This is a genomic window from Streptomyces flavofungini, assembly GCF_041028215.1.
GTDB classification, from domain to species: domain Bacteria; phylum Actinomycetota; class Actinomycetes; order Streptomycetales; family Streptomycetaceae; genus Streptomyces; species Streptomyces flavofungini_B.
On record NZ_JASKYR010000031.1, the window covers coordinates 1 to 25402 of the forward strand.

Below are 25402 nucleotides of genomic sequence, written 5' to 3' on the forward strand. Positions count from 1 at the left end.
GATCGCCCTGGCCTGCGTCGAGGGCGCCGAGGCCCGGGGGGGGGGGGGGGGGGGGGGGCCAGGGCGATCTTGCCGAAGGGATCGTGCGGGACGAGCCTGCGTTCGAGGGTGGTGATCAGGGCGGGGGCCGACTCCGGGGCGCGCAGCTCGGTGAGCAGGCGTACGGGATGGAGGGCGTAGGCGACGCGGAGTTCATTGGTCGCGAGGGCCGCCGCCGCGCGTGCGGTGCGCGGGTCGCCGAGGCGCGCCAGGGCGTGGGCCGCGGCGGCGCACCGGGGCGGATCGCGGTGGTTGAGGAGCAGGACCAGGGACTCGAAAGCCCTGCGGTCGCCCGCGACGCCGAGCCGGACGGCCGCGAGCTCCCGGGCCCACAAGGGCTGTCCCGGCGCGACAAGGATCTCGGCCAGCTCATCGAGATCCGCCGTGGCCAGCAGCTTCTCGTAAAGCCGCACCTGTTCCGGCGAGGCCTCCGCCTCCCGGCGTAAACGCGCCGTCACCGTCCGCAACTCCTCATCCATGGCCGTGAGCCTAATGGCCCTTCGCGGGGCGGCGACGTAGATCACAGGGACTGACGTGGACTCGACACTGGCGCGCTCGTTACTCGCCGGTTAATCTCATCTGAGCGGGGCACACTCCCCGTAGCAGTTCCCTTTCTCGCGGTGGCCTGGTGACGCAGCCATCGCGGGTGTTGGTCGGTTCGGTACTTCAGGTACCTCAGTACGACGTCGGCTCCGGGACAGGGCCCGTCGACTCCTCACCGGTGCGCGCGGCGACGCCGCCGCCCGGACGCGACAGGCAGCAGCACTTCCGCACGCCGCGTGCTTAGGACGCCCGCGTGCGCCCCTCAGTCGTCACTCTCCTCCTGGAGTCCACCCATGGACGCTCCCTTGAACACCGTCGCCGTCGTCGGGCTCGGCACGATGGGCACCGGCATCGCCGAGGTCCTGGCCGCCGCGGGCCGCGAGGTCATCGGCATCGACATCAGCCAGGCCGCGGCCACCCGCGCGGTCGCCGCCCTGGAGGCCTCGACCGCCCGCGCGGTGCGCCGCGAACGCCTCACCGACGAGGAGCGGCGGGACATCCTGGCCCGCTTCCGTACCTTCACCGACCTCCAGGCCGCCGCCGAGGCCGATCTCGTCATCGAGGTCGTCCCCGAGACCTACGAGCTCAAGCAGCAGACCATCCGCGGCCTCGACGCCGTGGTGCGCCCGGACACGATCATCGCCACCGGCACCAACGCGCTCTCCGTGACGCGTCTGGCCGCCGAATCGGCGCGCCCCGAGCGCGTGCTGGGCCTGCACTTCTTCAACCCGGCGCCCGCCATGAAGCTCGTCGAGGTCGTCTCCTCCGTCCTGACCGCGCCCGCCGCCGTCGCCGCCGTCACCGAGCTGGCCCAGGCCCTCGGCAAGGAGCCCGTCGCGGTCGGCGACCGCCCCGGCTTCGTCGCCGACGGCCTGCTCTTCGGCTACCTCAACCAGGCCGCGTCGATGTACGAGGCGAAGTACGCCTCCCGCGAGGACATCGACGCCGCCATGAAGCTGGGCTGCGGCCTGCCGATGGGCCCGCTGGCGCTGCTCGACCTGATCGGCGTGGACACCGCCCGCACGGTCCTCGACGCCATGTACGCCGAGTCCCGCGACCGGCTGCACGCCCCCGCGCCCATCCTCAAGCAGCTCAGCGAGGCGGGTCTGACCGGGCGCAAGGCGGGCCGGGGCTTCTACACCTACGCCGCCCCCGGCAGCGAGGAGGTGGTCGACGACGCGCTGACCCCGCACGCGGGCGAGCGGCGCGTCCAGGGCCGCGCGGTGCGCTCCGTGGGCGTCGCGGGCTCGGGCACGATGGCGTCCGGCATCGCGGAGGTCTTCGCCAAGGCGGGCTACGACGTGGTCCTCGCCGCCCGCAGCGAGGAGAAGGCCGCCGCCGCCAAGGCCCGGATCGGGAAGTCCCTCGCCCGCTCGGTCGACAAGGGCCGCCTGACGGCCTCGGCGGCGGCCGAGACCCTGGAGCGCGTCACCACGGCCGCCTCGTACGAGGCGTTCGCCGACGTCGACCTGGCCCTGGAGGCCATCGCCGAGGACCTGGAGGTCAAGCAGCAGCTCTTCGCGGCGCTCGACAAGGTCTGCAAGCCCGGCGCGATCCTCGCGACGACCACCTCCTCGCTGCCGGTGGTGGCCTGTGCCCGCGCCACCACGCGCCCGCGCGACGTGATCGGCATGCACTTCTTCAACCCGGCCCCGGCGATGAAGCTCGTCGAGGTGGTCCGTACCGTGCTGACCGCCGACGACGTGCACGCCACCGTCCGCGAGGTCTGCGAGAGCATCCGCAAGCACCCGGTGGACTGCGGCGACCGCGCCGGGTTCATCGTGAACGCGCTGCTGTTCCCCTACCTCAACAACGCGATCAAGATGGTCGAGGAGCACTACGCCTCGCTCGACGACATCGACGCCGCCATGAAGCTCGGCGGCGGCTACCCGATGGGCCCCTTCGAGCTCCTCGACGTCGTCGGCCTGGATGTCTCGCTCGCCATCGAGAAGGTCCTGCACCGCGAGTTCCGCGACCCGGGCCTGGCCCCGGCGCCGCTGCTCGAACACCTGGTGGCCGCGGGCTGCCTCGGCCGCAAGACGGGCCGGGGTTTCCGCGAATATGCCCGGCGCTGAGCCGGACGGGGATCGCGCGGACGAACGGACGGACTGGGGCGGGCTGCTCGAACCCTCGGGCGGCCCGCTCCCTCCGCAGCACCGCGGCGCGCATATGCAGTACGTTCGTGGCATGTCCAAGGCCGCCAAGTCCTCACGTACGCCCGCTACGCCCGACGCTCCCGAGAGCGCGGCGGGCAGCCGCGCCGCCGCCCAACGGCTCAAGATGCGCAGGGAGCTGGCGGCCGCGGCCATGGAGCTCTTCGCGTCCAAGGGGTACGAGGCGACGACGGTCGACGAGATCGCCGCCGCCGCCGGGGTCGCCCGCCGGACCTTCTTCCGGCACTTCCGCTCCAAGGAAGAAGCGATTTTCCCCGACCACGACGACACCCTGATCCGCGCGGAGGCGGTGCTCAACGCCGCTCCCCCGCACGAGCACCCGCTGGACACGGTGTGCCGCGGCATCAAGGAAGTCATGAAGATGTACGCGGCCTCGCCCGCGGTCTCCGTGGAGCGCTACCGCCTCACCCGCGAGGTGCCCACGCTCCGCGAGCGCGAGATCGCCTCGGTGGCCCGCTACGAACGGCTCTTCACGCGCTATCTGCTCGGCCACTTCGACGAGCAGGCGCACCACGACGGCAACGACGACCCGCTGCTCGCCGAGGTCGCTGCCTCCGCCGTGGTCACGGCCCACAACCACGTCCTGCGCCGCTGGCTGCGGGCCGGCGGCCAGGGCGACGTGGAGACGCAGCTCGACCACGCCTTCGCGATCGTCCGCAGGACCTTCGGCACCGGCATCGGCGCGGGGCGCGAGACCCTGCCCGCCTCGGCGCCCGCGACGGCCTCCGCGCACGGTGAGGTGCTCGTCACGGTGGCGCGCACGGACGCGCCGCTCGACGAGGTCATGCGGACCATCGAGAAGGCGCTGCGCGAGCGTTCGTAGGGTGCCTACGGAGTAGTGAATAGGGTGCCCGTGGATGTTCTGTAGTCACCATTTGACCTAGTTCGTCCTGGGTATACGAGGGGGCGCTACCGACCGGTAGCGCCCTCTCTGCCGTGCCGCGCACCCCTCTGACCTGCACTGATCGATCATCGGTCAAAAAATTCTGGCACCCAGTGTCTTGCCCACTGGCACGCGGTGCCATACGTTGAAGGTGTCCGGGCGGCCGGCGTACAGCGATCATTCGTACGTCGGCTGTCCCCTCAAGCCACGGCCTGAGCGCCCGGACGCCTGCGTCACAGGCACCTCCCGCGCCCCACCAAGGCGTCGCCGAGCACCACCCTTCGCCGAACCGACGGCACACCTCCACAGCACCACCAGCACTCCAAGCACCCCGACGCAACCCTCAAGCAACGCTTTCCCTCGAAGCGTTTCTTCGCCGGAGGCACACCGTGAAGGAAATCCTGGACGCGATTCAGTCCTCGGACGCCAAGTCCGCCGACTTCGCCGCTCTCCCCCTGCCCGACTCGTACCGCGCGATCACCGTGCACAAGGACGAGGCGGAGATGTTCGCGGGCCTGGAGACCCGCGACAAGGACCCGCGCAAGTCGATCCACCTGGACGACGTGCCGGTCCCCGAACTCGGCCCCGGCGAGGCCCTGGTGGCCGTCATGGCCTCCTCGGTCAACTACAACTCCGTGTGGACCTCGATCTTCGAGCCCGTCTCCACCTTCAGCTTCCTGGAGCGCTACGGCCGGCTGAGCGAGCTCACCAAGCGGCACGACCTGCCGTACCACATCATCGGCTCCGACCTCGCGGGCGTCGTCCTGCGCACCGGCCCCGGCGTGAACGCGTGGAACCCCGGTGACGAGGTCGTCGCGCACTGCCTGAGCGTCGAGCTCGAGTCCTCCGACGGCCACAACGACACGATGCTCGACCCCGAGCAGCGCATCTGGGGCTTCGAGACCAACTTCGGCGGGCTCGCCGAGATCGCGCTCGTGAAGTCCAACCAGCTCATGCCGAAGCCGGACCACCTCAGCTGGGAGGAGGCGGCCTCGCCCGGCCTGGTGAACTCCACCGCCTACCGCCAGCTCGTCTCCCGCAACGGCGCCGGGATGAAGCAGGGTGACAACGTGCTGATCTGGGGCGCGAGCGGCGGTCTCGGCTCGTACGCCACCCAGTTCGCGCTGGCCGGCGGCGCCAACCCCATCTGCGTGGTGAGCAGCCCGCAGAAGGCGGAGATCTGCCGCTCGATGGGCGCCGAGGCGGTCATCGACCGCAACGCCGAGGGCTACAGGTTCTGGAAGGACGAGCGGACCCAGGACCCCAAGGAGTGGAAGCGCTTCGGCAAGCGCATCCGCGAGCTCACCGGCGGCGAGGACATCGACATCGTCTTCGAGCACCCGGGCCGCGAGACCTTCGGCGCCTCGGTCTACGTCACCCGCAAGGGCGGCACCATCACCACCTGCGCCTCGACCTCGGGCTACATGCACGAGTACGACAACCGCTACCTGTGGATGTCCCTCAAGCGCATCATCGGCTCGCACTTCGCCAACTACCGCGAGGCGTGGGAGGCCAACCGCCTGATCGCCAAGGGCAAGATCCACCCCACCCTCTCCAAGGTGTACTCCCTCGAAGACACCGGCCAGGCCGCCTTCGACGTGCACCGCAACCTCCACCAGGGCAAGGTCGGCGTCCTCGCGCTCGCACCCCGCGAGGGCCTCGGCGTCCGCGACCCGGAGAAGCGGGCCCAGCACATCGACGCGATCAACCGCTTCCGGAACGTCTGAACCCGCAAGGAGCACCGGAACATGACAGAGCGTCAGAAGGACCGGCCGTGGCTGATGCGGACCTACGCCGGTCACTCCACGGCGGAGGCGTCCAACGAGCTGTACCGGCGCAACCTCGCCAAGGGGCAGACGGGCCTCTCGGTCGCGTTCGACCTGCCCACGCAGACCGGCTACGACCCCGACCACATCCTCGCCCGCGGCGAGGTCGGCCGGGTCGGCGTGCCGGTCTCGCACCTCGGTGACATGCGGCGGCTGTTCCAGGACATCCCCCTGGACCAGATGAACACCTCGATGACGATCAACGCCACCGCCATGTGGCTCCTGGCGCTCTATCAGGTGGTCGCGGAGGAGCAGGGCGTCGACATCAGCACGCTCCAGGGGACGACGCAGAACGACATCGTCAAGGAGTACCTCTCCCGCGGGACGCACGTCTTCCCGCCGGTCCCCTCCCTGCGCCTGACCACCGACATGATCACGTACACGGTGGCCCACATCCCCAAGTGGAACCCCATCAACATCTGCTCCTACCACCTCCAGGAGGCGGGGGCCACGCCGGTCCAGGAGATCGCGTACGCGATGTCCACCGCCATCGCGGTCCTCGACGCCGTGCGCGACTCCGGGCAGGTCCCCGAGGAGAAGTTCGGGGACGTCGTGGCCCGCATCTCCTTCTTCGTGAACGCGGGTGTCCGCTTCATCGAGGAGATGTGCAAGATGCGGGCGTTCGGGCGGATCTGGGACCAGGTCACGCGCGAGCGGTACGGCATCGAGAACCCCAAGCAGCGCCGCTTCCGCTACGGCGTGCAGGTCAACTCCCTCGGGCTCACCGAGGCCCAGCCGGAGAACAACGTCCAGCGCATCGTCCTGGAGATGCTGGCCGTCACCCTCTCCAAGGACGCACGCGCGCGTGCCGTGCAGCTCCCCGCCTGGAACGAGGCGCTCGGCCTGCCCCGCCCCTGGGACCAGCAGTGGTCGCTCCGCATCCAGCAGGTCCTCGCGCACGAGAGCGACCTCCTGGAGTACGAGGACATCTTCGCGGGCTCGCACGTCATCGAGGCCAAGGTGGCGGCACTGGTCGAGGAGTCCCTCGCCGAGATGGCGCGCATCGAGGAGATGGGCGGCGCGATGGCCGCCGTGGAGTCCGGCTACCTCAAGTCGCAGCTCGTCTCCTCGCACGCCGAGCGCAGGGCCCGCATCGAGTCGGGCGACGAGAAGATCGTCGGCGTGAACTCCTACGAGTCCACCGAGCCGAGCCCGCTCACCGCCGACCTGGACGCGGCGATCATGACGGTCGACCCGGCCGTCGAGGCCCGGGTCACCGCCGCCCTGAAGACCTGGCGCGACAGCCGCTACCAGCCGCCGTTCAACCACCCGCGCCCGTGCAAGGCCCTTCAGCGGCTCAAGGAGGTCGCCGCGGGCACCGGCAACCTCATGGAGGCCACCCTGGAGTGCGCCCGCGCGGGCGTGACGACCGGCGAGTGGGCGGGCGCCCTGCGGGAGGTCTTCGGCGAGTTCCGGGCCCCCACGGGCGTCTCCAGCGCCCCCGTCGCCGTCACTGCGGAGGAAGGCACGCCGCTGGCCCTGGTCCGCGAGAAGGTGGCGCGGACGGCCGGTGACCTCGGCACCGGCAAGCTCCGCTTCCTGGTCGGCAAGCCCGGCCTCGACGGCCACTCCAACGGCGCCGAGCAGATCGCGGTGCGCGCGCGTGACGCCGGCTTCGAGGTGGTCTACCAGGGCATCAGGCTCACCCCCGAGCAGATCGTCGACGCCGCCCTCGCCGAGGACGTGCACGCGGTGGGCCTCTCGATCCTCTCCGGCTCGCACGCCGAGCTGGTGCCGGACGTCCTGGAGCGCCTGCGCGAGGCGGGTGCCCCGGACATTCCCGTGATCGCGGGAGGCATCATCCCCAACAGCGACGCCGAGGACCTCCTCGCGGCGGGTGTGGCCGCCGTCTTCACCCCCAAGGACTTCGGCATCACGGAGATCATCGGCCGTATCGTCGACGAGATCCGGAAAGCGAACAAGCTCGACCCACTGGAGGTCCCCGCATGACCGTGAACCGTCTCCGCCCCCGGCGCTCCTGTCTGGCCGTACCGGGCTCGAACCCGCGCTTCCTGGAGAAGGCCCAGGGCCTCCCCGCCGACCAGGTCTTCCTGGACCTGGAGGACGCCTGCGCCCCGCTGGCCAAGCCCGAGGCCCGGCACACCATCGTGAAGTTCCTCAACGAAGGCGACTGGACGGGCAAGACGCGGGTCGTGCGCGTCAACGACTGGACGACCGAGTGGACCTACCGCGACGTCGTCACCGTCGTCGAGGGAGCGGGCCAGAACCTCGACTGCATCATGCTGCCGAAGGTGCAGACCGCCGACCAGGTGGTGGCGCTCGACCTGCTGCTCACACAGATCGAGAAGACCATGGGCTTCGAGGTCGGCAAGATCGGCATCGAGGCGCAGATCGAGAACGCGCGGGGCCTGAACAACGTCAACGCCATCGCCGAGGCCTCCGCGCGCGTGGAGACCATCATCTTCGGCCCGGCCGACTTCATGGCGTCCATCAACATGAAGTCCCTGGTCGTCGGCGAGCAGCCGCCGGGCTACCCGGCCGACGCCTACCACTTCATCCTGATGAAGATCCTGATGGCCGCCCGCGCCAACGACCTCCAGGCGATCGACGGCCCCTACCTCCAGATCAAGAACGTCGACGGCTACCGCGAGGTCGCGAACCGCGCCGCCGCCCTCGGCTTCGACGGCAAGTGGGTGCTGCACCCCGGCCAGGTCGAGGCGGCCAACGAGGTCTTCTCGCCCTCGCAGGAGGACTTCGACCACGCCGAGCTGATCCTGGACGCGTACGAGTACTACACGTCCGAGGCGGGCGGCAAGAAGGGCTCGGCGATGCTCGGCGACGAGATGATCGACGAGGCCAGCCGGAAGATGGCGCTCGTCATCTCCGGGAAGGGCCGTGCGGCCGGGATGACCCGCACGTCCACGTTCGAGGCCCCGGAGGCGTAAGACACATGCAGTTCGGCCGCACCTATGAGGAGTTCGAAGTCGGTGCCGTGTACAAGCACTGGCCCGGCAAGACGGTCACCGAGTACGACGACCACCTCTTCTGCCTGCTCACCATGAACCACCACCCCCTCCACATGGACGCGAACTACGCGGAGAGCACGACGGACTTCGGCAAGAACGTCGTCGTGGGCAACTACATCTACTCGCTGCTGCTCGGCATGTCCGTCCCGGACGTCTCCGGCAAGGCGATCGCGAACCTGGAGGTGGAGTCGCTGAAGCACGTGGCGCCCACCTTCCACGGCGACACGATCTACGGCGAGACCACCGTCCTCGACAAGACGCCTTCGAGGTCCAAGAGCGACCGCGGCATCGTCTACGTGGAGACCAGGGGCCACAAGCAGGACGGCACGCTCGTCTGCGTCTTCCGCCGCAAGGTGATGGTGCCGACCGGGACGTACATCAAGGAGCGCGGCGGCGAGCAGCCCGGCCGCCCCGAGCCGAAGAGCCAGGAGAAGAAGCAGTCATGAGCCGACTCGCGCAGACCGCCGGTCTCACCGACATCCAGCGGGAGATCCTCGCCACGGTCCGGGACTTCGTCGACAAGGAGATCATCCCGGTCGCGACCGAGCTCGAACACCGTGACGAGTACCCGCAGCGGATCGTCGACGGCCTGAAGGAGCTGGGCCTCTTCGGCCTGATGATCCCGGAGGAGTACGGCGGCCTGGGCGAGTCCCTGCTCACGTACGCCCTCTGCGTCGAGGAGATCGCGCGGGGCTGGATGTCGGTCTCCGGCATCATCAACACGCACTTCATCGTCGCCTACATGCTCAAGCAGCACGGCACGCAGGAGCAGAAGGAGACCTTCCTGCCGCGGATGGCGGCCGGCGAGGTGCGCGGCGCGTTCTCCATGTCGGAGCCGGGGCTCGGCTCGGATGTGTCGGCGATCACGTCCAAGGGCGTCAAGGACGGCGACGAGTACGTCCTCAACGGCCAGAAGATGTGGTTGACGAACGGCGGTACGTCCACTCTGGTGGCCGTTCTGTGCCGGAGTGACGAAGGACACCCCGAAGGCACCGCTCCGCACAAGTCGATGACGACCTTCCTGGTCGAGAAGGAGCCCGGCTTCGGCGAGGTCCGCCCCGGCCTCACGATTCCGGGCAAAATCGACAAAATGGGATACAAGGGCGTCGATACGACCGAACTCATCATGGACGGACTGCGAATTCCGGCCAATCGTGTGCTCGGCGGCACCACCGGCCGAGGGTTTTACCAAATGATGGACGGAGTGGAGGTCGGGCGCGTCAATGTCGCCGCCCGTGGCTGCGGCGTCGCTCAGCGTGCATTTGAGCTGGGTGTCGCATATGCCCAGCAACGCCACACTTTCGGGAAAGCCATCGCCCAGCATCAGGCGATCCAGTTCAAACTGGCCGAGATGGCTACCAAGGTCGAGGCCGCCCATGCGATGATGGTCAACGCAGCACGCAAAAAGGACTCCGGGGAGCGAAACGACCTCGAAGCAGGGATGGCGAAGTACCTCGCCTCCGAGTACTGCAAGGAAGTCGTCGAGGACGCGTTCAGGATTCACGGCGGTTACGGCTTCTCGAAGGAGTACGAGATCGAGCGCCTCTACAGGGAGGCTCCGATGCTGTTGATCGGTGAAGGTACCGCCGAGATCCAGAAAATGATCATTGGTCGTCGACTGCTCGAAGAGTATCGATTCCAGGGCTGATTGTCCGATTCGGGGGGATTTCTCCGCGAAGAAGATCACACCCTGTCAGCACTCTTCGGCCGCCGACTCGGCTTCCTGGCTTGCCCAGTTGTGGCCCGCAACCGATAGCATCCGGAGAAAGCCGCCGTCCCCCATTCCCTGCGCGGCATCATCCGCTACGAAGGTCATCCATGCCCCACAGCCAAACCTCTGCACCACGCGACGGCATTCTCCAGGGACGCCTTGCCCGCGGAGCATCGCCGTGGCTCCTGCCGACCGTCGCCACCGCGGCGCTCAGCCTCGTCCGCGCGCGACGCTCCCCCAAGCCGGGGGTTGCCGCGGCCGTCGCCGTGCCCGCCACCGCGCTCGCGGCGGGCATGCTGTGGTTCTTCCGCGACCCCGAGCGCGAGATCGCTCAGGGCCGGGTCATCTCCCCCGCCGACGGCGTGGTGCAGAGCATCATGCCGTGGAAGGACGGGCGTACCCGCGTCGCCATCTTCATGAGCCCGTTGAATGTCCACGTCAACCGGGCGCCCCTCGCGGGCACCGTGACGTCCGTGGAGCACATCCCCGGCGGGTTCGTCCCGGCGTTCAACAAGGAGAGCGAGAACAACGAGCGCGTTGTCTGGCACTTCGACACCGAGCTCGGCGACATCGAGATGATCCAGATCGCGGGCGCGGTCGCGCGGCGCATCGTGCCCTACATCCCGCAGGGCACGAAGGTGGAGCAGGGCGAGCGGATCGGCCTGATCCGCTTCGGCTCGCGGGTCGACATCTACCTCCCCGAGGGTGTCGAGGTGGACGTCGAGGTCGGTCAGAAGACCGTGGCTGGGGTGACTCGCATTGACCGTGGTTGATCCAGAGACTCAGGCCGGCTGGGTGCCCGAGGCCGGGGAGGACGAGGCCGACGAGGAGATGCCCCTCTCGTTGCGCCTGTCGATAGCGGACACGCTCACGCTGGGCAACGCCACCTGCGGCTTCATGGCGGTGTACTTCACCACCACCGGCATCCTCATCCCGCACCTCCAGGGCAGCAACGAGAGCGGCATGGCGCGGCACTCCGCCGCGACCGCCGTGATCCTGATGCTCTGCGCGGCCGTCTTCGACCTCTTCGACGGACTCGTGGCCCGCAAGCTGCGGTCCTCGCCGATGGGCGCCGAGCTGGACAACCTCTCGGACCTGATCAGCTTCGGTCTGGCCCCCGCGTACTTCGTCCTGGTCTACGGCATGGTGGCCGACGACGCGCACCAGCGGGTCGCGGCGGTGGGCGCGATCGTGGTGCTCCTGGCGGTGGTGCTGCGGCTTGCGCGGTTCTCCTGCGTGACCGTGAAGGACGGCACCTTCCAGGGCATGCCCTCGCCCTTCGGGGCGCTGACGGTGGTCTCGATCGTCCTCCTTGAGCTGCCCTTCGTGGCGACGCTCCTGGCGATCATCGGCACGGCCTGGCTCATGGTCAGCCGCGTGGAGTACCCGAAGCCGCGGGGCCCCCTCGCGGTGGCGATGCTCTCCTGGATCGTCGCCGCCATGGGGCTGCTCGCGGCCTGGGCGTTCGACGCGCCCGGCGGCCAGCTCCTGCTCCAGACCGGATGCGCCCTCCAGCTCGTCCTCGGGGCCGTGATTCCCCTCTTCGCCACGGCCCGGCGGGTGAACAACTTCCGGGACAACCGGCGTGAGGCGCGAGCAGCGCAGCTGCCGTAAGCGGTGTTTCAAGGGGCCCGGATCACCAGATCCGGGCCCCTTTCGCTTGCCGTCCTTCGCCCTGCGGGCTCGTCCTCAAACGCCGGACGGGCTGAGCACCCTCAGCTCCCCGGCGTGTATCCCTCCGCCTCCTTCGCCGCCTCCGGCTGCCGTACGACCCTCATCCCGCCCGTCGCCTTCTCGTCCGGCCGGAGGATCACGCTCTGGCTGGAGCTGGGGGTCCTGGGGTCCGTGAAGTCCTGGGGGACGCCGAAGCCCGCGTCGAAGTCGTTCAGGGTCAGCAGGGCCTTGTCCACGCCCGCGCGCGTGAGGTCCTTGTCCGCGCACGCCTTCTTCAGGGCCTCGCCGAAGACCGAGGCCGCCGACCAGCCCGCCACCACTCCGTTGTCCAGGGAGTCCTTGGGGTGGGCCTTCTTGTAGTCGGCGACGAGCTTCTTCGCCGCCTCGGTGTCCGCGCCGATCGGCAGCGTGGGCGAGGCGACGTAGTAGTTCTTCTGGAGCGCGGGGCCCGCCTGGGTGGCGAGGAGCTGCGGGGCGAACGCGGAGTTGTTGCCGATGACCGGGACGTCGAAGCGGCCCGCCGCCGCGACACCCACCAGGGAGGCGGCCTGGCGCGGCCCCGCGCTGATCACGACGGCCTTGACCCCGGCCTTCTTCAGGGCCGAGACCTGGGCGGTCATGTCGTTGTCCGTGGGCTTGATCTTCTGCTCGACGACCGTGAGACCCGCCTTGTCCGCCATGTACGCGGAGCCCTTCAGGGCGCTCTCTCCGTAGTCGCCCTCGAAGTAGACGTGGCCCAGCTTGTCGCCCTTCTTCAGCCCCTTCTCCCGCATCAGGAAGTCGATCGCGTTGATCGTCTCCAGGTCGTACGTGGAGCCGATCACGCGGACGTAAGAGTTGCCCAGGAGGTTGGACGACCAGGCCTGGGGCAGGACGAGCGCCTTGCTGTTCTCGATCCGCTGTTCGACGGCGGCGACGAACGGCGAGCCGATGAACTGGGCGAAGCCGAGGACCTTCGGCTCCAGCTCGGTGTAGGCGGCGACGGCCTTCTGCGGGTCGTAGCCGTGGTCGCGGACGGTCAGCTTCAGCTGGTGGCCGCAGATGCCGCCGTCCGCGTTGGTCTGGTCGACGTAGAGCTGCTGGGCCTGGGTGACGCTCTTGCCGAGGGTGGCGTAGACGCCGGTCATGTCGGTGAGCACGCCCAGGTTGATCGTCTTGCCCGAGATGCCCTCGCCGGTCTTCACGCCCCCCGCGCTGCCGGAGTCGTCGTCACCGTCCTTCGCCTTTGAGCTGCACGCGGTGAGCGCGAGGAGCGCCGCGAGCGCGGTGGCGGCCGCCGTGGCCCTGGTCAGTGCGTTCATGCTGTCTCCCGTGAAGTGCCTGGGGTGCGTGGGGTACCTGGGGTGCTTGGGGTGTCCGGGATGCCTGGAGTCGGCCTGCCGCGCCGGGTGGTGAGCCCGACCAGGCCGCCGGGCAGGAAGAGCACGACCGCCACGACGGCGGCGCCGTACAGATACCGGGAGGCCTCGCCCGGTGCGATGCCGCCGCTGCCGGGGGCCGAGACCAGCGGCAGCGCGTCGCTGTACCGGGTCAGGAGCTGCGGCAGCAGGGAGACGAGGGCCGCGCCCGCGACCGCGCCGGAGACCGAGCCGAGCCCGCCGATGACGATCATGGCGAGGTATTCGAGCGACAGCGTGATGCCGTAGTAGTCCGGCACCGTGCGCTGGAAGACCAGGGCGAGCAGCACCCCGGCGAGACCCGCGTACATCGACGACAGGACGAAGACCCCGGCGCGGTAGCGGGCCACCGGTACGCCGATGACGCCCGCGGCGACACGGTGGTCCCGGATCGCGTTCATGGCCCGGCCGGGGCGCCCGCGCAGCACGCCCCTGGCGAAGAGCCCGCAGCCGAGCAGCAGCACGAGGCCCGCGTACCAGAGCTTCTCGGCGGAGCCGAACGGGACCGCGGCCACCACGACCTCGCTCTCGTCGAAGGTGAGGCCGAAGAGGTGCAGGGGCGGGACGTCGCGCCCGGTGGAGCCGCCGGTCAGATCGTGCGCGTTGAAGAGCACATGCTGCCCGATGAAGATCAGCGCCAGGGTCGCGATGCCCAGGTAGGCACCACGCAGCCGCCCCGCGATGGGGCTGAAGAGGCCGCCCGCGGCCCCGGCGAGCGCCACCGCGAGCACCGCCGCGAGCCAGGTCGGCAGGGAGAGCCCGGTCAGACCGTCGCCGCCGTCACCGGCGAGGACGCAGTACCCGTACGCCCCGATGGCGAGGAAGAACGCGTGCCCCATGGAGAGCTGTCCGGTCGCGCCGGTGAGGAGGTTGATGCCGATGGCGCCGATCGCCGCGGCCATCGCGAAGAGGCCCGCCTGGAGCCAGAAGCGGTCGAGGTAGAAGGGCATCGCGAGCAGGACGGCGGTGGCGGCGGCCCGGGCACAGGCACGGCGGCGCTTCAGGAGCGTCCGGCTCGCGGTGCGGGCGGAGCGGGCGAGGACGTCAGACACGGGCGAGCTCCTTGGTGCCGAACAGCCCGGCGGGCCTGATCAGCAGGATCACGGTCATCACGAGATAGGGCGCGAGGTCGCCGAGGCCGCGTCCGAGGAAGGTGAGCTCGCTCTGGTAGCCGGTGGCGAGGGACTCCGTCACGCCCACCACCAGGCCGCCGACCAGGGCACCGGTCGTGGAGTCGAGGCCGCCGAGGATCGCGGCGGGGAACGCCTTCAGGGCGGCGAGGGACGTGGCACGCTCCAGGCCCGGGGTCGGGAAGACGGTGAGGAACAGCGCGGCCACCGCCGCGAGCGCCCCCGCGACCGCCCATGCGCCGAGCGACACCCTGCCCAGCCGTACGCCCATCAGCGCGGCGGTCTCCGGGCTCTCGGCGGCGGCGCGCATCGCCACGCCCCAGGAGGTGTACCGGAAGGCCAGCAGGAAGACGGTGATGAGCAGGGCGGCCGTGACGAACGCGGCGATCCGGGTGTGCGCGAGGGAGATCGGGCCGACGGTCAGCACGTCGTCGCCCCAGGGGTCGCCGAGCGGCAGCACGTCGGTGCCGAGGCGGCGGGCCAGCTCGGTGGTGAGCAGGATGTCCACGCCGATGGTGACGATGGCGAGCACGCTGTGGTCGCTGCCCCGGTAGCGGCGCATGACGAGGAACTCCACGGCCGCGCCGACCGCCGCGGCGCCCGCGATGCCCACGAGCAGCGCGGGCCAGAAGCCGAGGTCGTCGTGGAGGGAGGCGGTGATGTAGCCGCCCGCGAGCAGCAGCGAGGCGTGCGCGAAGTTCACGACCTCGGTGGCGCGGAAGATGACGACGAAGCCGAGCGCGATGAGGGCGTAGACGGCCCCCATCGAGAGCCCGTTGAGGAGGAGCTCGAAGAAGGTGCTCATGAGCCGTTCTCCCCCAGGTACGCCCGTACGACCGCCGGATCGTTCTGTACGTCGGCGGGGGCGCCGTCGGCGATCCGGCGCCCGAAGTCCAGTACGGTCACCGCGTCCGCGAGCCGCATCACCACCCCCATGTCGTGTTCCACCAGGACGATCGAGATGCCGAGGCTGTCGCGGACGCCCGCGATGACGGCGGCGGTGCGGCGCCGCTCGTCGGCGGTCATGCCCGCCACGGGCTCGTCGAGGAGCAGCAGCCGCGGCTCCATGCACAGGGCGCGCGCCAGCTCGGCGAGCTTCTGCTGGCCGTAGGGCAGGGCGCCCGCGGGCTGGTGGAGCTGTCCTTCCAGGCCGACGAAGGCCGCGATCTCGCGGACGCGCTCACGGTGCGCGCGCTCCTCCCTGGCCGCCGAGGGGAGCCGGAGTCCGGCGGCGACGAAGCCGGTGCGGGTCAGCCGGTGGCGGCCGAGGAGCAGGCTGTCGGCGACCGTGGCGCGCGGCGGCAGGGCGAGGTTCTGGAAGATGCGGGCCACGCCGAGCCCGGCGATGCGGTGCGGGCGCATGCCGGTGAGTTCGTGCCCGCCGAAGCGGACGCTGCCGCTGGTGGCGCGGTAGACGCCGGACAGGACGTTGAAGCAGGTGGACTTGCCCGCGCCGTTGGGGCCGATCACGGCGTGCACGGTGCCGGGGCGGACCGTGAAGCTGACGGCGTCCAGGGCGGTGAGCCCGGCGAAGCGCACGGTCACGTCGCGGACTTCCAGCGGTGACGGCCGCGGTGGTGGCGGGGGTGGCTGCGTGGTCATCGGCCGTCCTCCCAGCGCGGCAGCGCGGGCAGCGCGCCGAGGCCCCGGGAGGCGTCGGCCGCGGCGTCCTCGTCGACCACGCCGAGGTAGCGGCGCCGCACCTCGTCGGAGGCGGCGAGTCCGGCCGCGGGCCCCGCGAGGGCGACCTCGCCGACGTCGAGCACGTACGCGKGGGAGGCGAGSCGSMKCGCSWSSSCSGCGTATSTGCTCGACCAGGAGCACCGAGGTGCCCTGGGCGTTGATCTCCCGGATGGTGTCGGCGATCCGGGCCGCCATCAGGGGCGCGAGCCCGAGCGAGGGCTCGTCGAGGAGGAGCAGGCGCGGCGAGGCCATCAGGGCCCTGCCCACCGCCAGCATCTGCTGTTCGCCGCCGGAGAGCAGTCCCGCGCGCTGTCCGCCGCGGTCGGCGAGTACGGGGAACAGCTCGTGGACGCGGCGCAGGGCGTCCGCCTTGGCGCTCCGCGAGCCGGTGGAGCCGAGGGCCCCGGCGCGCAGGTTGTCGATGACGGTCATCCGGGCGAAGACCTGTCTGCCCTCGGGGACCTGGGAGATCCCCGCGGCCACGACCCGCTCCGGCGCGAGGTGGTCGATCCGTCTGCCCCCGAAGCGGATGCCGCCCGAGGCGAGCGCCCCGCCCTGGAAGGAGAGGGTGCGTGAGACGGCGCGCAGGAGCGTCGACTTGCCCGCGCCGTTGGAGCCGAGCACCGCGACGACGGCGCCGTCCGGCACGTCGAGCGAGACCCGGCGCAGGGCCCGCACGGGCCCGTAGCCGACCGACACCTCCCGCACGGCGAGCCCGCCGCCGGGTCCGTCACCGGGTCCACGACCGGGCCCCGCGCCACCGGACGCCGCGCCATGGGGCCCGTCACCGGACCCCGTGTCTCCGGGCGAGCCGGGGCCCCTCGCGCTCGTGCCGAAGCCCGTCACACCACTGCCACCCACGTACCGACCCCCAGTCCCGCACGGCCCGTCCGCCGTGGCGTGGCGCTCACCCCAGCACCACGGGGCCCGCCCGTCCACGGCCCGGCGGGGAATCGCTGCGGGGGACCAGCGGCGGCGCCCCGGCGTTGTGCCGCCGCACAACACCGCGTGTCAGGGGCCTGACCGAGGGGGGTACGGCATGGCATCCTCCGCACCAACGACGGCCGGGAGCGGGGCGATGGGGGGGGGATTATGACCGGGCCCACGAACGGGCGCAGGCCACGGACGGGACACGACTGGCGGCTGCTCAAGGAGGCGTGCACGGCGCTGCTGCCGCGCGTGCCCGAGCTGGTCGACGAGCATCTGCGGCAGCTCTCCGAGCACTCACCGGTGTTCGGGCGGGTCCTGCCGCACGACGCGCACTGGCGCGAGGCCGAGGAGGCCATGCGGATCGGCATCGAGGCGATCTCGGCGCCGCGCGCCTCGCCGCGCCGCGACCTGGAGTACGCCGAGGAGGCGGGCCGCCGCAGGGCGCAGCAGGGCCTGCCGCTCGACCTGCTGATCCACTCGTACCGGAACGCGGGCTACCTGGTGTGGGACTCGCTCATCGAGGGTGTCGTGGGCCGCGAGCCCGAGAAGCTGGCCGTCCTGATGCGCTCGGCCACGATGGTGTGGTCGGCGGTGGACGCCCAGGCGGCCATCGCCTCGGACGCCTACCGCGCGACCGAACTGGAGCTGCGGCGGCGCACCGACGAGCAGCTCCAGGCGCTGCTCGACGCGCTTCTTGAGGGCCGCTCGGCGCCGGGCCTCGCGGCGCGCGCGGCGGCCGGACTCGACCTGCCCGAGCACGGGCCCTACGCGGTGGTGGTGCTGCGGGTGGAGCGGCGCGACGGGCGCGAGGCGTTCCACCGGCAGATCCAGCGGACGGGGTTCCGTTTCATCTGGCGGATGCGGACGGACTGCGAGGTCGGCGTGGTCGCGCTGCACGCCGAGGAGGGGCTCGACGGTCTGGCCCGGTTGCTCGACGGGCGCTGCCCGGGTCCTGGCGGCATCAGCCCCGTGGTGGGCGGCCTCGCCGACCTCGGCCACGCGCGCCGCCTCGCGGAGCTTGCGCTGCGCACCTGTCCCCCGGACGCGACCGGCATCGTACGGCTCGACCAGCGGATGCCCACGGCCCTGGTGGTGGGCCAGCCCGAGCTGGCGGGCCGCCTGGTGACCGACGTCCTGGGCGAGGTCCTCACCCTGGAACCGGCGGACCGGGCGGTACTCCTGGAGACCCTGGACACCTGGCTGGACTGCGAGGGCTCGGCGGGCCGGGCGGCGGCCCGCCTCTACTGCCACCGCAACACGGTCTTCAACCGCCTGCGCCGCCTGGAACAACTGACGACGAGGTCACTGGCGCGGCCGAGGGACCTGGTGGAGGTGGCGCTGGCCCTTGAGGCCCACCGCCTGTCCCCGAAGTGACCCCGGGGCGCCGTCGCTTCAGAGCAGGTAGTCCCGCCCCAGCGTCCCGGCGAGGTCCTCCAGGATCGGCCCTGCCTCGGCAATGCACCGGGCCACGTCGGGCTCGATGTCCGTCAGGGCGTAGGCACGCCGGATGCCCGCCCGGCCGAGCGCCTCCGCGGGCAGCGCGAGCCGGCCGCAGACCGCGACGACCTCGATCCCGGCGGCCCGTGCCGCGGCGGCCACCCCGGCCGGTGCCTTGCCGTGCAGGGTCTGCTCGTCGAGCGAACCCTCGCCGGTGATGACGAGCGTGGCCCGGTCGAGCGCGGGCGCGAAGCCGAGGACGTCCAGCATCACGTCGATGCCCGCCCGGAAACTCGCCCCGAGCCCCACGAGCGCCCCGTACCCGATGCCGCCCGCGGCTCCGGCGCCCGGCGCCTGCGCGTACTCCGCGGCCCGGGGTCCGACGGACTTCTCCAGGACCGTCGCGAAGTGCGCGAGCGCCGCGTCGAGGGCGGCGACGTCGTCCGGCGTGGCCCCCTTCTGCGGCCCGTACACCGCGGGCGCCCCCTTCGGCCCGGTCAGCGGATTGTCGACATCGCTGGCGAGCACGATGTCGACATCGCCGAGCCTCGGGTCGAGCCCGGAGAGATCGGCGGTGGCCAGCGACTTGAGCGGGCCGCCGCCCGGCGCCACCGGACGGCCGTCCGCGTCGAGGAACCGCGCGCCGAGCGCGGCCAGCATGCCCGCGCCGCCGTCGGTCGTGGCGCTGCCGCCGACGCCGAAGACGATCGTGCGGGCGCCCGCGTCGAGGGCGGCGGCGAGCAGTTCGCCCGAGCCGTACGTCGTGGCCGTGAGCGGCGCGAAGACGCCCTCGGGGAGCAACTGGAGCCCCGACGCCTCGGCCATCTCCACCACGGCGGTGCCGTCCTTGAGCGCGTACGCCGCGGTCACCTGCTCGCCGAGCGGTCCGGTGACGCGCACCTCCCGGCGCTCGAAACCGCCCGCGACGGCCGCGGCGACGGTGCCGTCACCGCCGTCGGCGACCGGCAGCGCCTCGACCGTCACGCCGGGCGCGACGCGGTGGAGCCCGGCCGTCACCCGCTCCGCGACCTGCACGGCCGTGAGCGAGCCCTTGAACTTGTCCGCGGCGATGAGCACATGCGGCGCCTGCTCGCGCCGCGCCTGCTGCTCGCTTCCCGCCGTCCCTGCAGCGTCCGCCACCTTGCATTCCCCTTGCTTCTTGGCCTTGCTCGCGTCAAGGCAGTCGCGCCGCTGCGACCATAACCGCAGGAGGGCCTCCCTGCCCATGGCCGCCCGCGCGCCGAGACGGCACACCAGGGCGAAGAAGCACCCGAAATAGGCATATCGGGGGTGATCCAGGCGGGGAAATGATCGATCACGCTAGCCTTTCCCGATGACCATCCAGGACTACGCCACGTACATCGCGGGGCTGCCGCGCGTCCTCGTCGGGGCCGGTGCGCTCTTCCGGGACGCCGGTGGCCGGGTGCTGCTCGTCGAGCCCAGTTACCGCGAGGGCTGGGCGCTGCCCGGCGGCACCGTGGAGTCGGACGAGGGGGAGACGCCCCGGCAGGGCGCCCGCAGGGAGACCGCCGAGGAGATCGGCCTGGACGTCGGGCTCGGACGGCTGCTCGCGGTGGACTGGGTCCCCGCGGAGGCCGGGCGCGTACGGCCGCCGCTGGTCGCCTACCTCTACGACGGCGGCGTGCTCACCCCCGAGCAGCTCGCCTCCATCCGGCTCCAGGAGGAGGAGCTGCTCTCCTGGCGCCTGGTGGAACCCGGGGACGTCACGGGGCTGCTGCCCGACGCGCTGGGCCGCCGGGTCACGGCCGCACTCGGCGTCCTCGCCAACGGCGAGCACACCGCCGAGCTGGAGAACGGGCACCGGGTCGGCTGATCCGGCGCCCGCCGCCCACTCGCTCGGAGGAGGCGTGCCCCGCGGTGGACGCTCAGAAGAGGGCGTCCGCGGCGGCGGCGCGGCCGCTCTCGAAGGCGAGGAGCCGCTGCTTGCGGTCGAGCCCGCCGCCATACCCCGTCAGGCTGCCGTTGGCGCCGACGACGCGGTGGCACGGCACGATGACGCTGATCGGGTTCTTGCCGTTGGCGAGGCCGACCGCCCGGGACGCGCCCGGCCTGCCGAGAACCTCGGCGAGCTCTCCGTACGTACGGGTCTCCCCGTACGGAATGCGCAGGAGCTCGTCCCAGACCGTGCGCTGGAACGGCGTGCCGTGCAGCCGGAACTCCAGGTCGAACTCCCGCAGTTCCTCCCGGAAGTAGGCCTCCAGCTGGCGGATCGCCTCGCCGAAGGGGCGCTCGTCGCGGGCGCCGAAGGTCTCCTGCGCCGGGCGGTGGCGCTGGTCGGTCATGTACAGGCCACTGAGGACGCCGTCGGTCGCGACGAGCGTCAGCGCCTCGTACGGGCTGTCCATCACGGTGTGCACGCGTTCCATGGTCACGTCCTTGAGTCACGCATCCTGTGCGGGGATGAAGTTGATCGGGTGGTCGTCGGTGGCCCAGAGGTACTGCACCGCGTAGGCGCGCCAGGGCCGCCAGGCCGCGGCGCGGGCGGTGAGCGCGGCGGGGGTGTGCGGCAGGCCCAGCTCGCGGGCGCTGCGCCGGATGCCCAGGTCGGAGGGGAGGAAGGCGTCGGGGTCGCCGAGCGCGCGCATCGCGATGACCTCGACCGTCCAGGGGCCGAACCCCGGCAGCTCGGTGAGCCGGGCGCGCGCCTCGTCCCAGCCGGTGCCGGAGCCGAGAGCGAGGCTTCCCTCGGCGAGACGGCGCACCAGCGTCGTCAGGGTGGTGCGGCGGCTGCGCGGCAGCGCGAGGGACTCCGGGTCGAGACCGGCGAGGCGCTCCGGGCCGGGGAAGAGGTGGGTGAGGCCGCCCTCGGGGTCGTCGACGGGCTCGCCGTGCGCGGTCACCAGACGTGCGGCGTGGGTGCGGGCGGCGGCGGTGGAGACCTGCTGGCCGAGGACGGCGCGCACGGCGAACTCGGCCTCGTCCACGGTGCGCGGAACACGCCGCCCGGGTGCCTTGGCGACGAGCGGCGCGAGCAGCGGGTCGGCGCTCAGCTGGGCGTCGATGGCGGCCGGATCGGCGTCGAGGTCGAGCAGGCGGCGGCAGCGGCTGATCGCGAGGGTGAGATCGCGCGGGTCGGTCAGGCGCAGGCGGCAGCCGATGTGGCCGGGGTGCGGGGTGAGGGCGACGACGCCATGGCCGTGGGGCAGGCTCAGCGTCCGCCGGTACGCGCCGCCGCGCCACTCCTCCACCCCCGGCACACCGGTCGCGATGAGATGTCCGAAGAGGTTGTCGGGGTTGAGCGGCGCACGGAACGGCAGCCGCAGGCTGATCACACCGGACGCGGCGGACCCGCCGGGGGGCGCGGCCTGGGTCGAGGCGGTCCCCTTGGGCGCGCGGGCCCGCAGCTCCCCCGGGGCCAGCGCGAAGACCTCACGGACGGTGTCGTTGAACGTGCGGACCGAGGAGAACCCGGCGGCGAAGGCGACGTCCGCCATGGGCAGCGTGGTCGTCTCGATGAGCAGCCGCGCGGTCTGCGCGCGCTGGGCACGGGCGAGCGCGAGCGGCCCCGCGCCCAGTTCGGCGAGGAGCTGGCGCTCCACCTGCCGGGCGCTGTAGCCGAGCCGGACCGCGAGGCCGGGGACGCCCTCGCGGTCGACGACGCCGTCGGCGATCAGACGCATGGCGCGGGCCACGAGATCGGCCCGGTGGTTCCACTCCGGCGAGCCGGGGCTGCTGTCCGGGCGGCAGCGCTTGCAGGCCCGGAACCCGGCCTGCTGGCAGGCGGCGGCGCTCGGGTAGAACGTCATGTTCCCGGCCTTGGGCGGCACGACCGGGCAGCTCGGCCGGCAGTAGATGCGGGTGGTGGTGACGGCGGTGAAGAACCAGCCGTCGAAGCGGGCGTCCTTGGACCGCACGGCTCGCACGCAGCGCTCGGTGTCGGTGTGCATGTGCTCAAGCATTCCGGACTTCCCCCGCTTGGACTGGCGAGAATCCGACATCAACCTCGCACTGCCAGGATCGGCACGTCACCCCGAGGGCCCGGCACATCACCAGAGGCCCGGCACGTCACCCCGCGCCCCGCGCGGCCAGCTCGGCCGAAAAGACATCATGGGCGGCCCGGTCGAACAGCACGAACCGCACCTCGTCGAAGAGCGCGGGGTCGGCCTCCTCCCTGACCGTACCGATGGCGATACGGGCGGCGTCGGCGACCGGCCAGCGGTAGACCCCGGTGGAGATCGCGGGGAACGCGACCGTACGCGCGCCCAGCTCGGCGGCGACGCGCAGGGACTCGCGGTGGCAGGAGGCGAGCAGCTCGGAGCGGTCCTCCGTGGCGGACCAGACGGGCCCGACCGTGTGGATGACGTGCCGCGCGTCGAGGCGTCCGGCGCCGGTGGCGACGGCGTGGCCGGTGGGCAGCCCCTTGCCGTAGTGCGAGGCGCGCAGGCGTCGGCAGGCGTCGAGGATCTCGGGGCCGCCCGCCCGGTGGATGGCGCCGTCGACTCCGCCGCCGCCCAGGAGCGAGGAGTTGGCCGCGTTGACGAGGGCGTCGGCCCGCTGCCGGGTGATGTCTCCCTGGACGAGCACGATGGGGACCGTCATGGCCTGCTCCCGCGTCCTGCGCGCAGCCGCTTCCAGACCGCCTTGGCGGCATTGTGCCCGGACATGCCGTGCACGCCGGGTCCCGGCGGTGTCGCCGACGAGCAGAGGAAGACGGCCGGGTGGCGTGTGGCGTACGGGAAGAGGGAGGGCTTGGGCCGCAGCAGCAGTTGCAGCCCGTTCGCCGCGCCGCAGGCGATGTCGCCGCCCACATAGTTCGCGTTGCGCTCGGCCAGTTCGGGCGGTCCCGCGGTGGCGCGGGCCAGCACGCGGTCGCGGAAGCCGGGCGCGAAGCGCTCCAGCTGCCGCTCGATCGAGTCCGTCAGATCGCCCCGCCAGCCGTGCGGCACATGGCCGTACGCCCAGAAGACGTGCTTGCCCGCCGGGGCGCGGGAGGGGTCGACGACGCCCGGCTGCACGGTGATCAGGAACGGGGCGTCCGGGGCGCGCCCCTCGCGGGTGACGGCCCGCAGCGCGGCACCGATCTCCCGGCTGCCCGCGCCGACCTGGACGGTCCCGGCGGACCGGGCCTCTTCCGCCGTCCAGGGCACGGGGCCGTCCAGGGCGTAGTCGACCTTGAAGACACCGGCTCCGTACCGGAAGCGCTCATAGACGTTGCCCAGGCCCGCGATCCGGGCGAGCGCGGTCGGGGAGGTGTCGAAGACGTAGGCACGCGCGGGCGGCAGGTCGTCGAGCCGCTTGACTTCGTAGTCCGTGTGGACGGAGCCGCCGAGGTCCTTCAGATACGCGGTGAGCGCGTCGGAGACGGACTGTGAGCCGCCGCGCGCGACGGGCCAGCCCCGGGCGTGCGCGGCCAGCGCGAAGACCATGCCGACGCCGCCGGTGACGATGCCGTCGAGGGGCGCCATGACATGGGCGACGAGACCGGAGAAGAGGGCGCGGGCCCGGTCGTCGCGGAAGCGCCGCATCAGCCATGTGGAGGGCGGCAGCCCGACGAGCCCGAAGCGGGCGAGGGTGACGGGGTCGCGCGGCAGGGCGGTCATCGGCAGGGACATGAAGTCCTTGAGCAGCACGTCCCACCGGGGCAGGAAGGGCTCGACCAGGCGGCGGTACGCCCCCGCGTCACGGGAGCCGAAGGAGGCGGCGGTCTCCCCCACGGAACGGGAGAGGACGGCGGCGGTGCCGTCGAGGAAGGGGTGGGCCATGGGCAGCGGGGGCTGGAGCCACTCCAGGCCGTACCGGCCGAGGGGCATGTCGCGGAAGGCCGGGGAGTTGACGCCCAGCGGATGCGCGGCGGAGCAGGGGTCGTGGCGGAAGCCGGGCAGCGTCAGCTCCTCGGTGCGCGAGCCGCCCCCGACCGTGCTCTTCGCCTCGAACACGGCCACGGAGAAGCCGCGGCGGGCCAGCTCGACGGCGGCGGTCAGCCCGTTGGGCCCCGCCCCCACGACGACGGCATCAAGCATCGACGGCACCCTCGGACTCCTTCGTCAGCCGGTGGCCACTGCCGCACAGGATAGGCCGGACGACCGGGCCGGTCGGGCTCAGGCCCCCGCGGCGAGAAGATCCACGACCCGGCGGGCCGTGGCGGCGTCGCGCGCCGCGGTGAACGGCAGCGCGTTGCCGCCGGCTATCCGGAAGGGCTCGCCGGTCAGGGTCTGCGAGGCCCCGCCGGCCTCGGCGACGAGCAGCAGCCCGGCGGCGTGGTCCCAGGCCAGCTCCCACGAGAAGGCGACGGCGTCCAGCTCGCCCTTGGCGATGGCGAGATACTCAAGGCCCGCCGAGCCGCAGGGCCGGGGGGCGACGCCCTCGGTCCACAGCCCGAGGAGGGCCCGCTTCTGCTCCTCGGTGGTGAAGTCCGGGTGCGAGGTGGCGACTTCGAGCGGCTTGCCCGCCTCGGGCGCGCCCGAGGTCAGCCGCCGTCCGTCGAGCCAGGCGCCCTGGCCGCGCACGGCCACGGCGAACTCGTCCAGCGCCGGTGCGTAGGTCCAGGAGGCCTGGACCTCGCCGCCGGCCGCCAGGGCGACGAGCATGCAGAAGCCGGGGTCGCCCTGGACGAACTGCCGGGTGCCGTCGACGGGGTCGACGATCCAGACGGGAGCCTCTCCACGGATCGCCTCATAGATCTTCGGGTCGGCGTGGACGGCCTCCTCGCCGACGACGACCGAGCCCGGCAGGAGCGCGGCCAGGTCCCTGGTGAGCTGCTCCTCCGCGCGGCGGTCGGCCACCGTCACCACGTCGTGCGGGCCGCTCTTCTCCACCACGTCGCCCTCGGCGAGCTGCCGGAAGCGAGGGGTCACCTCGGCCGCGGCGGCCTTCCTGAGGGCCTCTTCCACGTCCCGTACACCGTGCGTCAAAAACTCTTCGATCATGCCCTCCATGAGAGCACGCCCCACTGACAACGCCCACGCTCCGGACGGACGGGACCTTTCTCCCCGGTGAATTCCTGGCTCACCGCCCCACCGCGTACCCC

22 protein-coding genes and 1 pseudogene are annotated in these 25402 nt (G+C 71.8%); 11 read left to right on the forward strand and 12 right to left on the reverse strand.

Annotated features, from left to right (window positions below; all coding sequences use genetic code 11):
• Positions 1–518: hypothetical protein (locus AB8Z36_RS04140; protein WP_369211778.1), on the reverse strand; the 518-nt coding region annotated here is incomplete at its 3' end.
• 357 nt (positions 519–875) lie between these two features.
• On the opposite strand from AB8Z36_RS04140, the gene AB8Z36_RS04145 reads away from it, so the two are divergent.
• The 9 genes from AB8Z36_RS04145 (at position 876) to pssA (ending at position 11777) form a co-directional block, all read left to right on the forward strand.
• A complete protein-coding gene (locus AB8Z36_RS04145; RefSeq protein ID WP_369211779.1) occupies positions 876–2657 on the forward strand; it encodes a 3-hydroxyacyl-CoA dehydrogenase family protein in 1782 nt (593 codons plus the stop codon).
• A gap of 112 nt (positions 2658–2769) precedes the next feature.
• Positions 2770–3579 (forward strand): TetR family transcriptional regulator, encoded by an 810-nt coding sequence (locus tag AB8Z36_RS04150; protein ID WP_369211780.1) that lies wholly within the window; start codon positions 2770–2772, stop codon positions 3577–3579.
• Between the two features lie 449 nt (positions 3580–4028).
• Complete coding sequence (ccrA, locus tag AB8Z36_RS04155; RefSeq protein WP_369211781.1) at positions 4029–5366, forward strand: crotonyl-CoA carboxylase/reductase; 1338 nt, start codon at positions 4029–4031, stop codon at positions 5364–5366.
• A 21-nt stretch (positions 5367–5387) separates the two neighbouring features.
• Positions 5388–7415 carry a protein meaA gene (locus AB8Z36_RS04160; protein WP_369211782.1) on the forward strand — a complete coding sequence of 676 codons (2028 nt, stop codon included), beginning with the start codon at positions 5388–5390 and terminating at the stop codon, positions 7413–7415.
• On the forward strand, positions 7412–8371 hold the full coding sequence (locus AB8Z36_RS04165) for an HpcH/HpaI aldolase/citrate lyase family protein (RefSeq protein WP_369211783.1): 960 nt from the start codon (positions 7412–7414) through the stop codon (positions 8369–8371). Before AB8Z36_RS04160 ends, AB8Z36_RS04165 begins: the two co-directional genes overlap by 4 nt.
• Positions 8372–8376: 5 nt before the next feature.
• Complete coding sequence (locus AB8Z36_RS04170; RefSeq protein ID WP_369211784.1) at positions 8377–8898, forward strand: MaoC family dehydratase; 522 nt, start codon at positions 8377–8379, stop codon at positions 8896–8898.
• A complete protein-coding gene (locus AB8Z36_RS04175; RefSeq protein ID WP_369211785.1) occupies positions 8895–10100 on the forward strand; it encodes an acyl-CoA dehydrogenase family protein in 1206 nt (401 codons plus the stop codon). Before AB8Z36_RS04170 ends, AB8Z36_RS04175 begins: the two co-directional genes overlap by 4 nt.
• Positions 10101–10270: 170 nt before the next feature.
• The gene (locus AB8Z36_RS04180) at positions 10271–10936 is read left to right on the forward strand and encodes a phosphatidylserine decarboxylase (protein ID WP_369211786.1); all 666 of its coding nucleotides are present in this window, start codon (positions 10271–10273) and stop codon (positions 10934–10936) included.
• Positions 10923–11777, forward strand: a complete 855-nt coding sequence (gene pssA, locus AB8Z36_RS04185; protein WP_369211787.1) for a CDP-diacylglycerol--serine O-phosphatidyltransferase — start codon at positions 10923–10925, stop codon at positions 11775–11777. Before AB8Z36_RS04180 ends, pssA begins: the two co-directional genes overlap by 14 nt.
• A gap of 101 nt (positions 11778–11878) precedes the next feature.
• Here pssA and AB8Z36_RS04190 read toward each other — a convergent pair whose 3' ends face one another.
• The 5 genes and pseudogenes from AB8Z36_RS04190 to AB8Z36_RS04210 all read right to left on the reverse strand — a co-directional run bounded on the left by AB8Z36_RS04190 (position 11879) and on the right by AB8Z36_RS04210 (position 16755).
• Positions 11879–13138 (reverse strand): ABC transporter substrate-binding protein, encoded by a 1260-nt coding sequence (locus AB8Z36_RS04190; RefSeq protein ID WP_369211788.1) that lies wholly within the window; start codon positions 13136–13138, stop codon positions 11879–11881.
• Positions 13135–14286, reverse strand: a complete 1152-nt coding sequence (locus tag AB8Z36_RS04195; RefSeq protein WP_440581851.1) for a branched-chain amino acid ABC transporter permease — start codon at positions 14284–14286, stop codon at positions 13135–13137. The genes AB8Z36_RS04190 and AB8Z36_RS04195 overlap by 4 nt, the downstream gene beginning before the upstream one ends.
• On the reverse strand, positions 14279–15169 hold the full coding sequence (locus tag AB8Z36_RS04200) for a branched-chain amino acid ABC transporter permease (RefSeq protein ID WP_369211789.1): 891 nt from the start codon (positions 15167–15169) through the stop codon (positions 14279–14281). The genes AB8Z36_RS04195 and AB8Z36_RS04200 overlap by 8 nt, the downstream gene beginning before the upstream one ends.
• A complete protein-coding gene (locus tag AB8Z36_RS04205; RefSeq protein WP_369211790.1) occupies positions 15166–15966 on the reverse strand; it encodes an ABC transporter ATP-binding protein in 801 nt (266 codons plus the stop codon). The genes AB8Z36_RS04200 and AB8Z36_RS04205 overlap by 4 nt, the downstream gene beginning before the upstream one ends.
• Positions 15963–16755: pseudogene (locus AB8Z36_RS04210) on the reverse strand (ABC transporter ATP-binding protein). The gene AB8Z36_RS04205 and the pseudogene AB8Z36_RS04210 overlap by 4 nt, the downstream one beginning before the upstream one ends.
• A gap of 384 nt (positions 16756–17139) precedes the next feature.
• On the opposite strand from AB8Z36_RS04210, the gene AB8Z36_RS04215 reads away from it, so the two are divergent.
• Positions 17140–18351 (forward strand): helix-turn-helix domain-containing protein, encoded by a 1212-nt coding sequence (locus AB8Z36_RS04215; protein ID WP_369211791.1) that lies wholly within the window; start codon positions 17140–17142, stop codon positions 18349–18351.
• A gap of 18 nt (positions 18352–18369) precedes the next feature.
• On the opposite strand, the gene AB8Z36_RS04220 is transcribed toward AB8Z36_RS04215, so the two are convergent.
• A complete protein-coding gene (locus AB8Z36_RS04220) occupies positions 18370–19641 on the reverse strand; it encodes a glycerate kinase (RefSeq protein ID WP_440581852.1) in 1272 nt (423 codons plus the stop codon).
• A 106-nt stretch (positions 19642–19747) separates the two neighbouring features.
• Here AB8Z36_RS04220 and AB8Z36_RS04225 point away from each other — a divergent pair, with 106 nt between their 5' ends.
• Positions 19748–20248, forward strand: coding sequence for an NUDIX domain-containing protein (locus tag AB8Z36_RS04225; protein WP_369211792.1), 501 nt, complete (start codon positions 19748–19750; stop codon positions 20246–20248).
• A 52-nt stretch (positions 20249–20300) separates the two neighbouring features.
• On the opposite strand, the gene AB8Z36_RS04230 is transcribed toward AB8Z36_RS04225, so the two are convergent.
• The 5 genes from AB8Z36_RS04230 to AB8Z36_RS04250 form a co-directional block, all read right to left on the reverse strand.
• Positions 20301–20801 (reverse strand): methylated-DNA--[protein]-cysteine S-methyltransferase, encoded by a 501-nt coding sequence (locus AB8Z36_RS04230; protein ID WP_369211793.1) that lies wholly within the window; start codon positions 20799–20801, stop codon positions 20301–20303.
• 15 nt (positions 20802–20816) lie between these two features.
• The gene (locus tag AB8Z36_RS04235; RefSeq protein WP_369211794.1) at positions 20817–22322 is read right to left on the reverse strand and encodes an AlkA N-terminal domain-containing protein; all 1506 of its coding nucleotides are present in this window, start codon (positions 22320–22322) and stop codon (positions 20817–20819) included.
• Positions 22323–22440: 118 nt separating this feature from the next.
• Positions 22441–22974 carry an O-acetyl-ADP-ribose deacetylase gene (locus tag AB8Z36_RS04240; RefSeq protein WP_369211795.1) on the reverse strand — a complete coding sequence of 178 codons (534 nt, stop codon included), beginning with the start codon at positions 22972–22974 and terminating at the stop codon, positions 22441–22443.
• Entirely contained in the window at positions 22971–24395 is a 1425-nt protein-coding gene (locus AB8Z36_RS04245) for a phytoene desaturase family protein (RefSeq protein ID WP_369211799.1), read from the reverse strand. The genes AB8Z36_RS04240 and AB8Z36_RS04245 overlap by 4 nt, the downstream gene beginning before the upstream one ends.
• 78 nt (positions 24396–24473) lie before the next feature.
• A complete protein-coding gene (locus AB8Z36_RS04250) occupies positions 24474–25301 on the reverse strand; it encodes an inositol monophosphatase family protein (RefSeq protein WP_369211796.1) in 828 nt (275 codons plus the stop codon).
• Between the last annotated feature and the right edge of the window lie 101 nt (positions 25302–25402).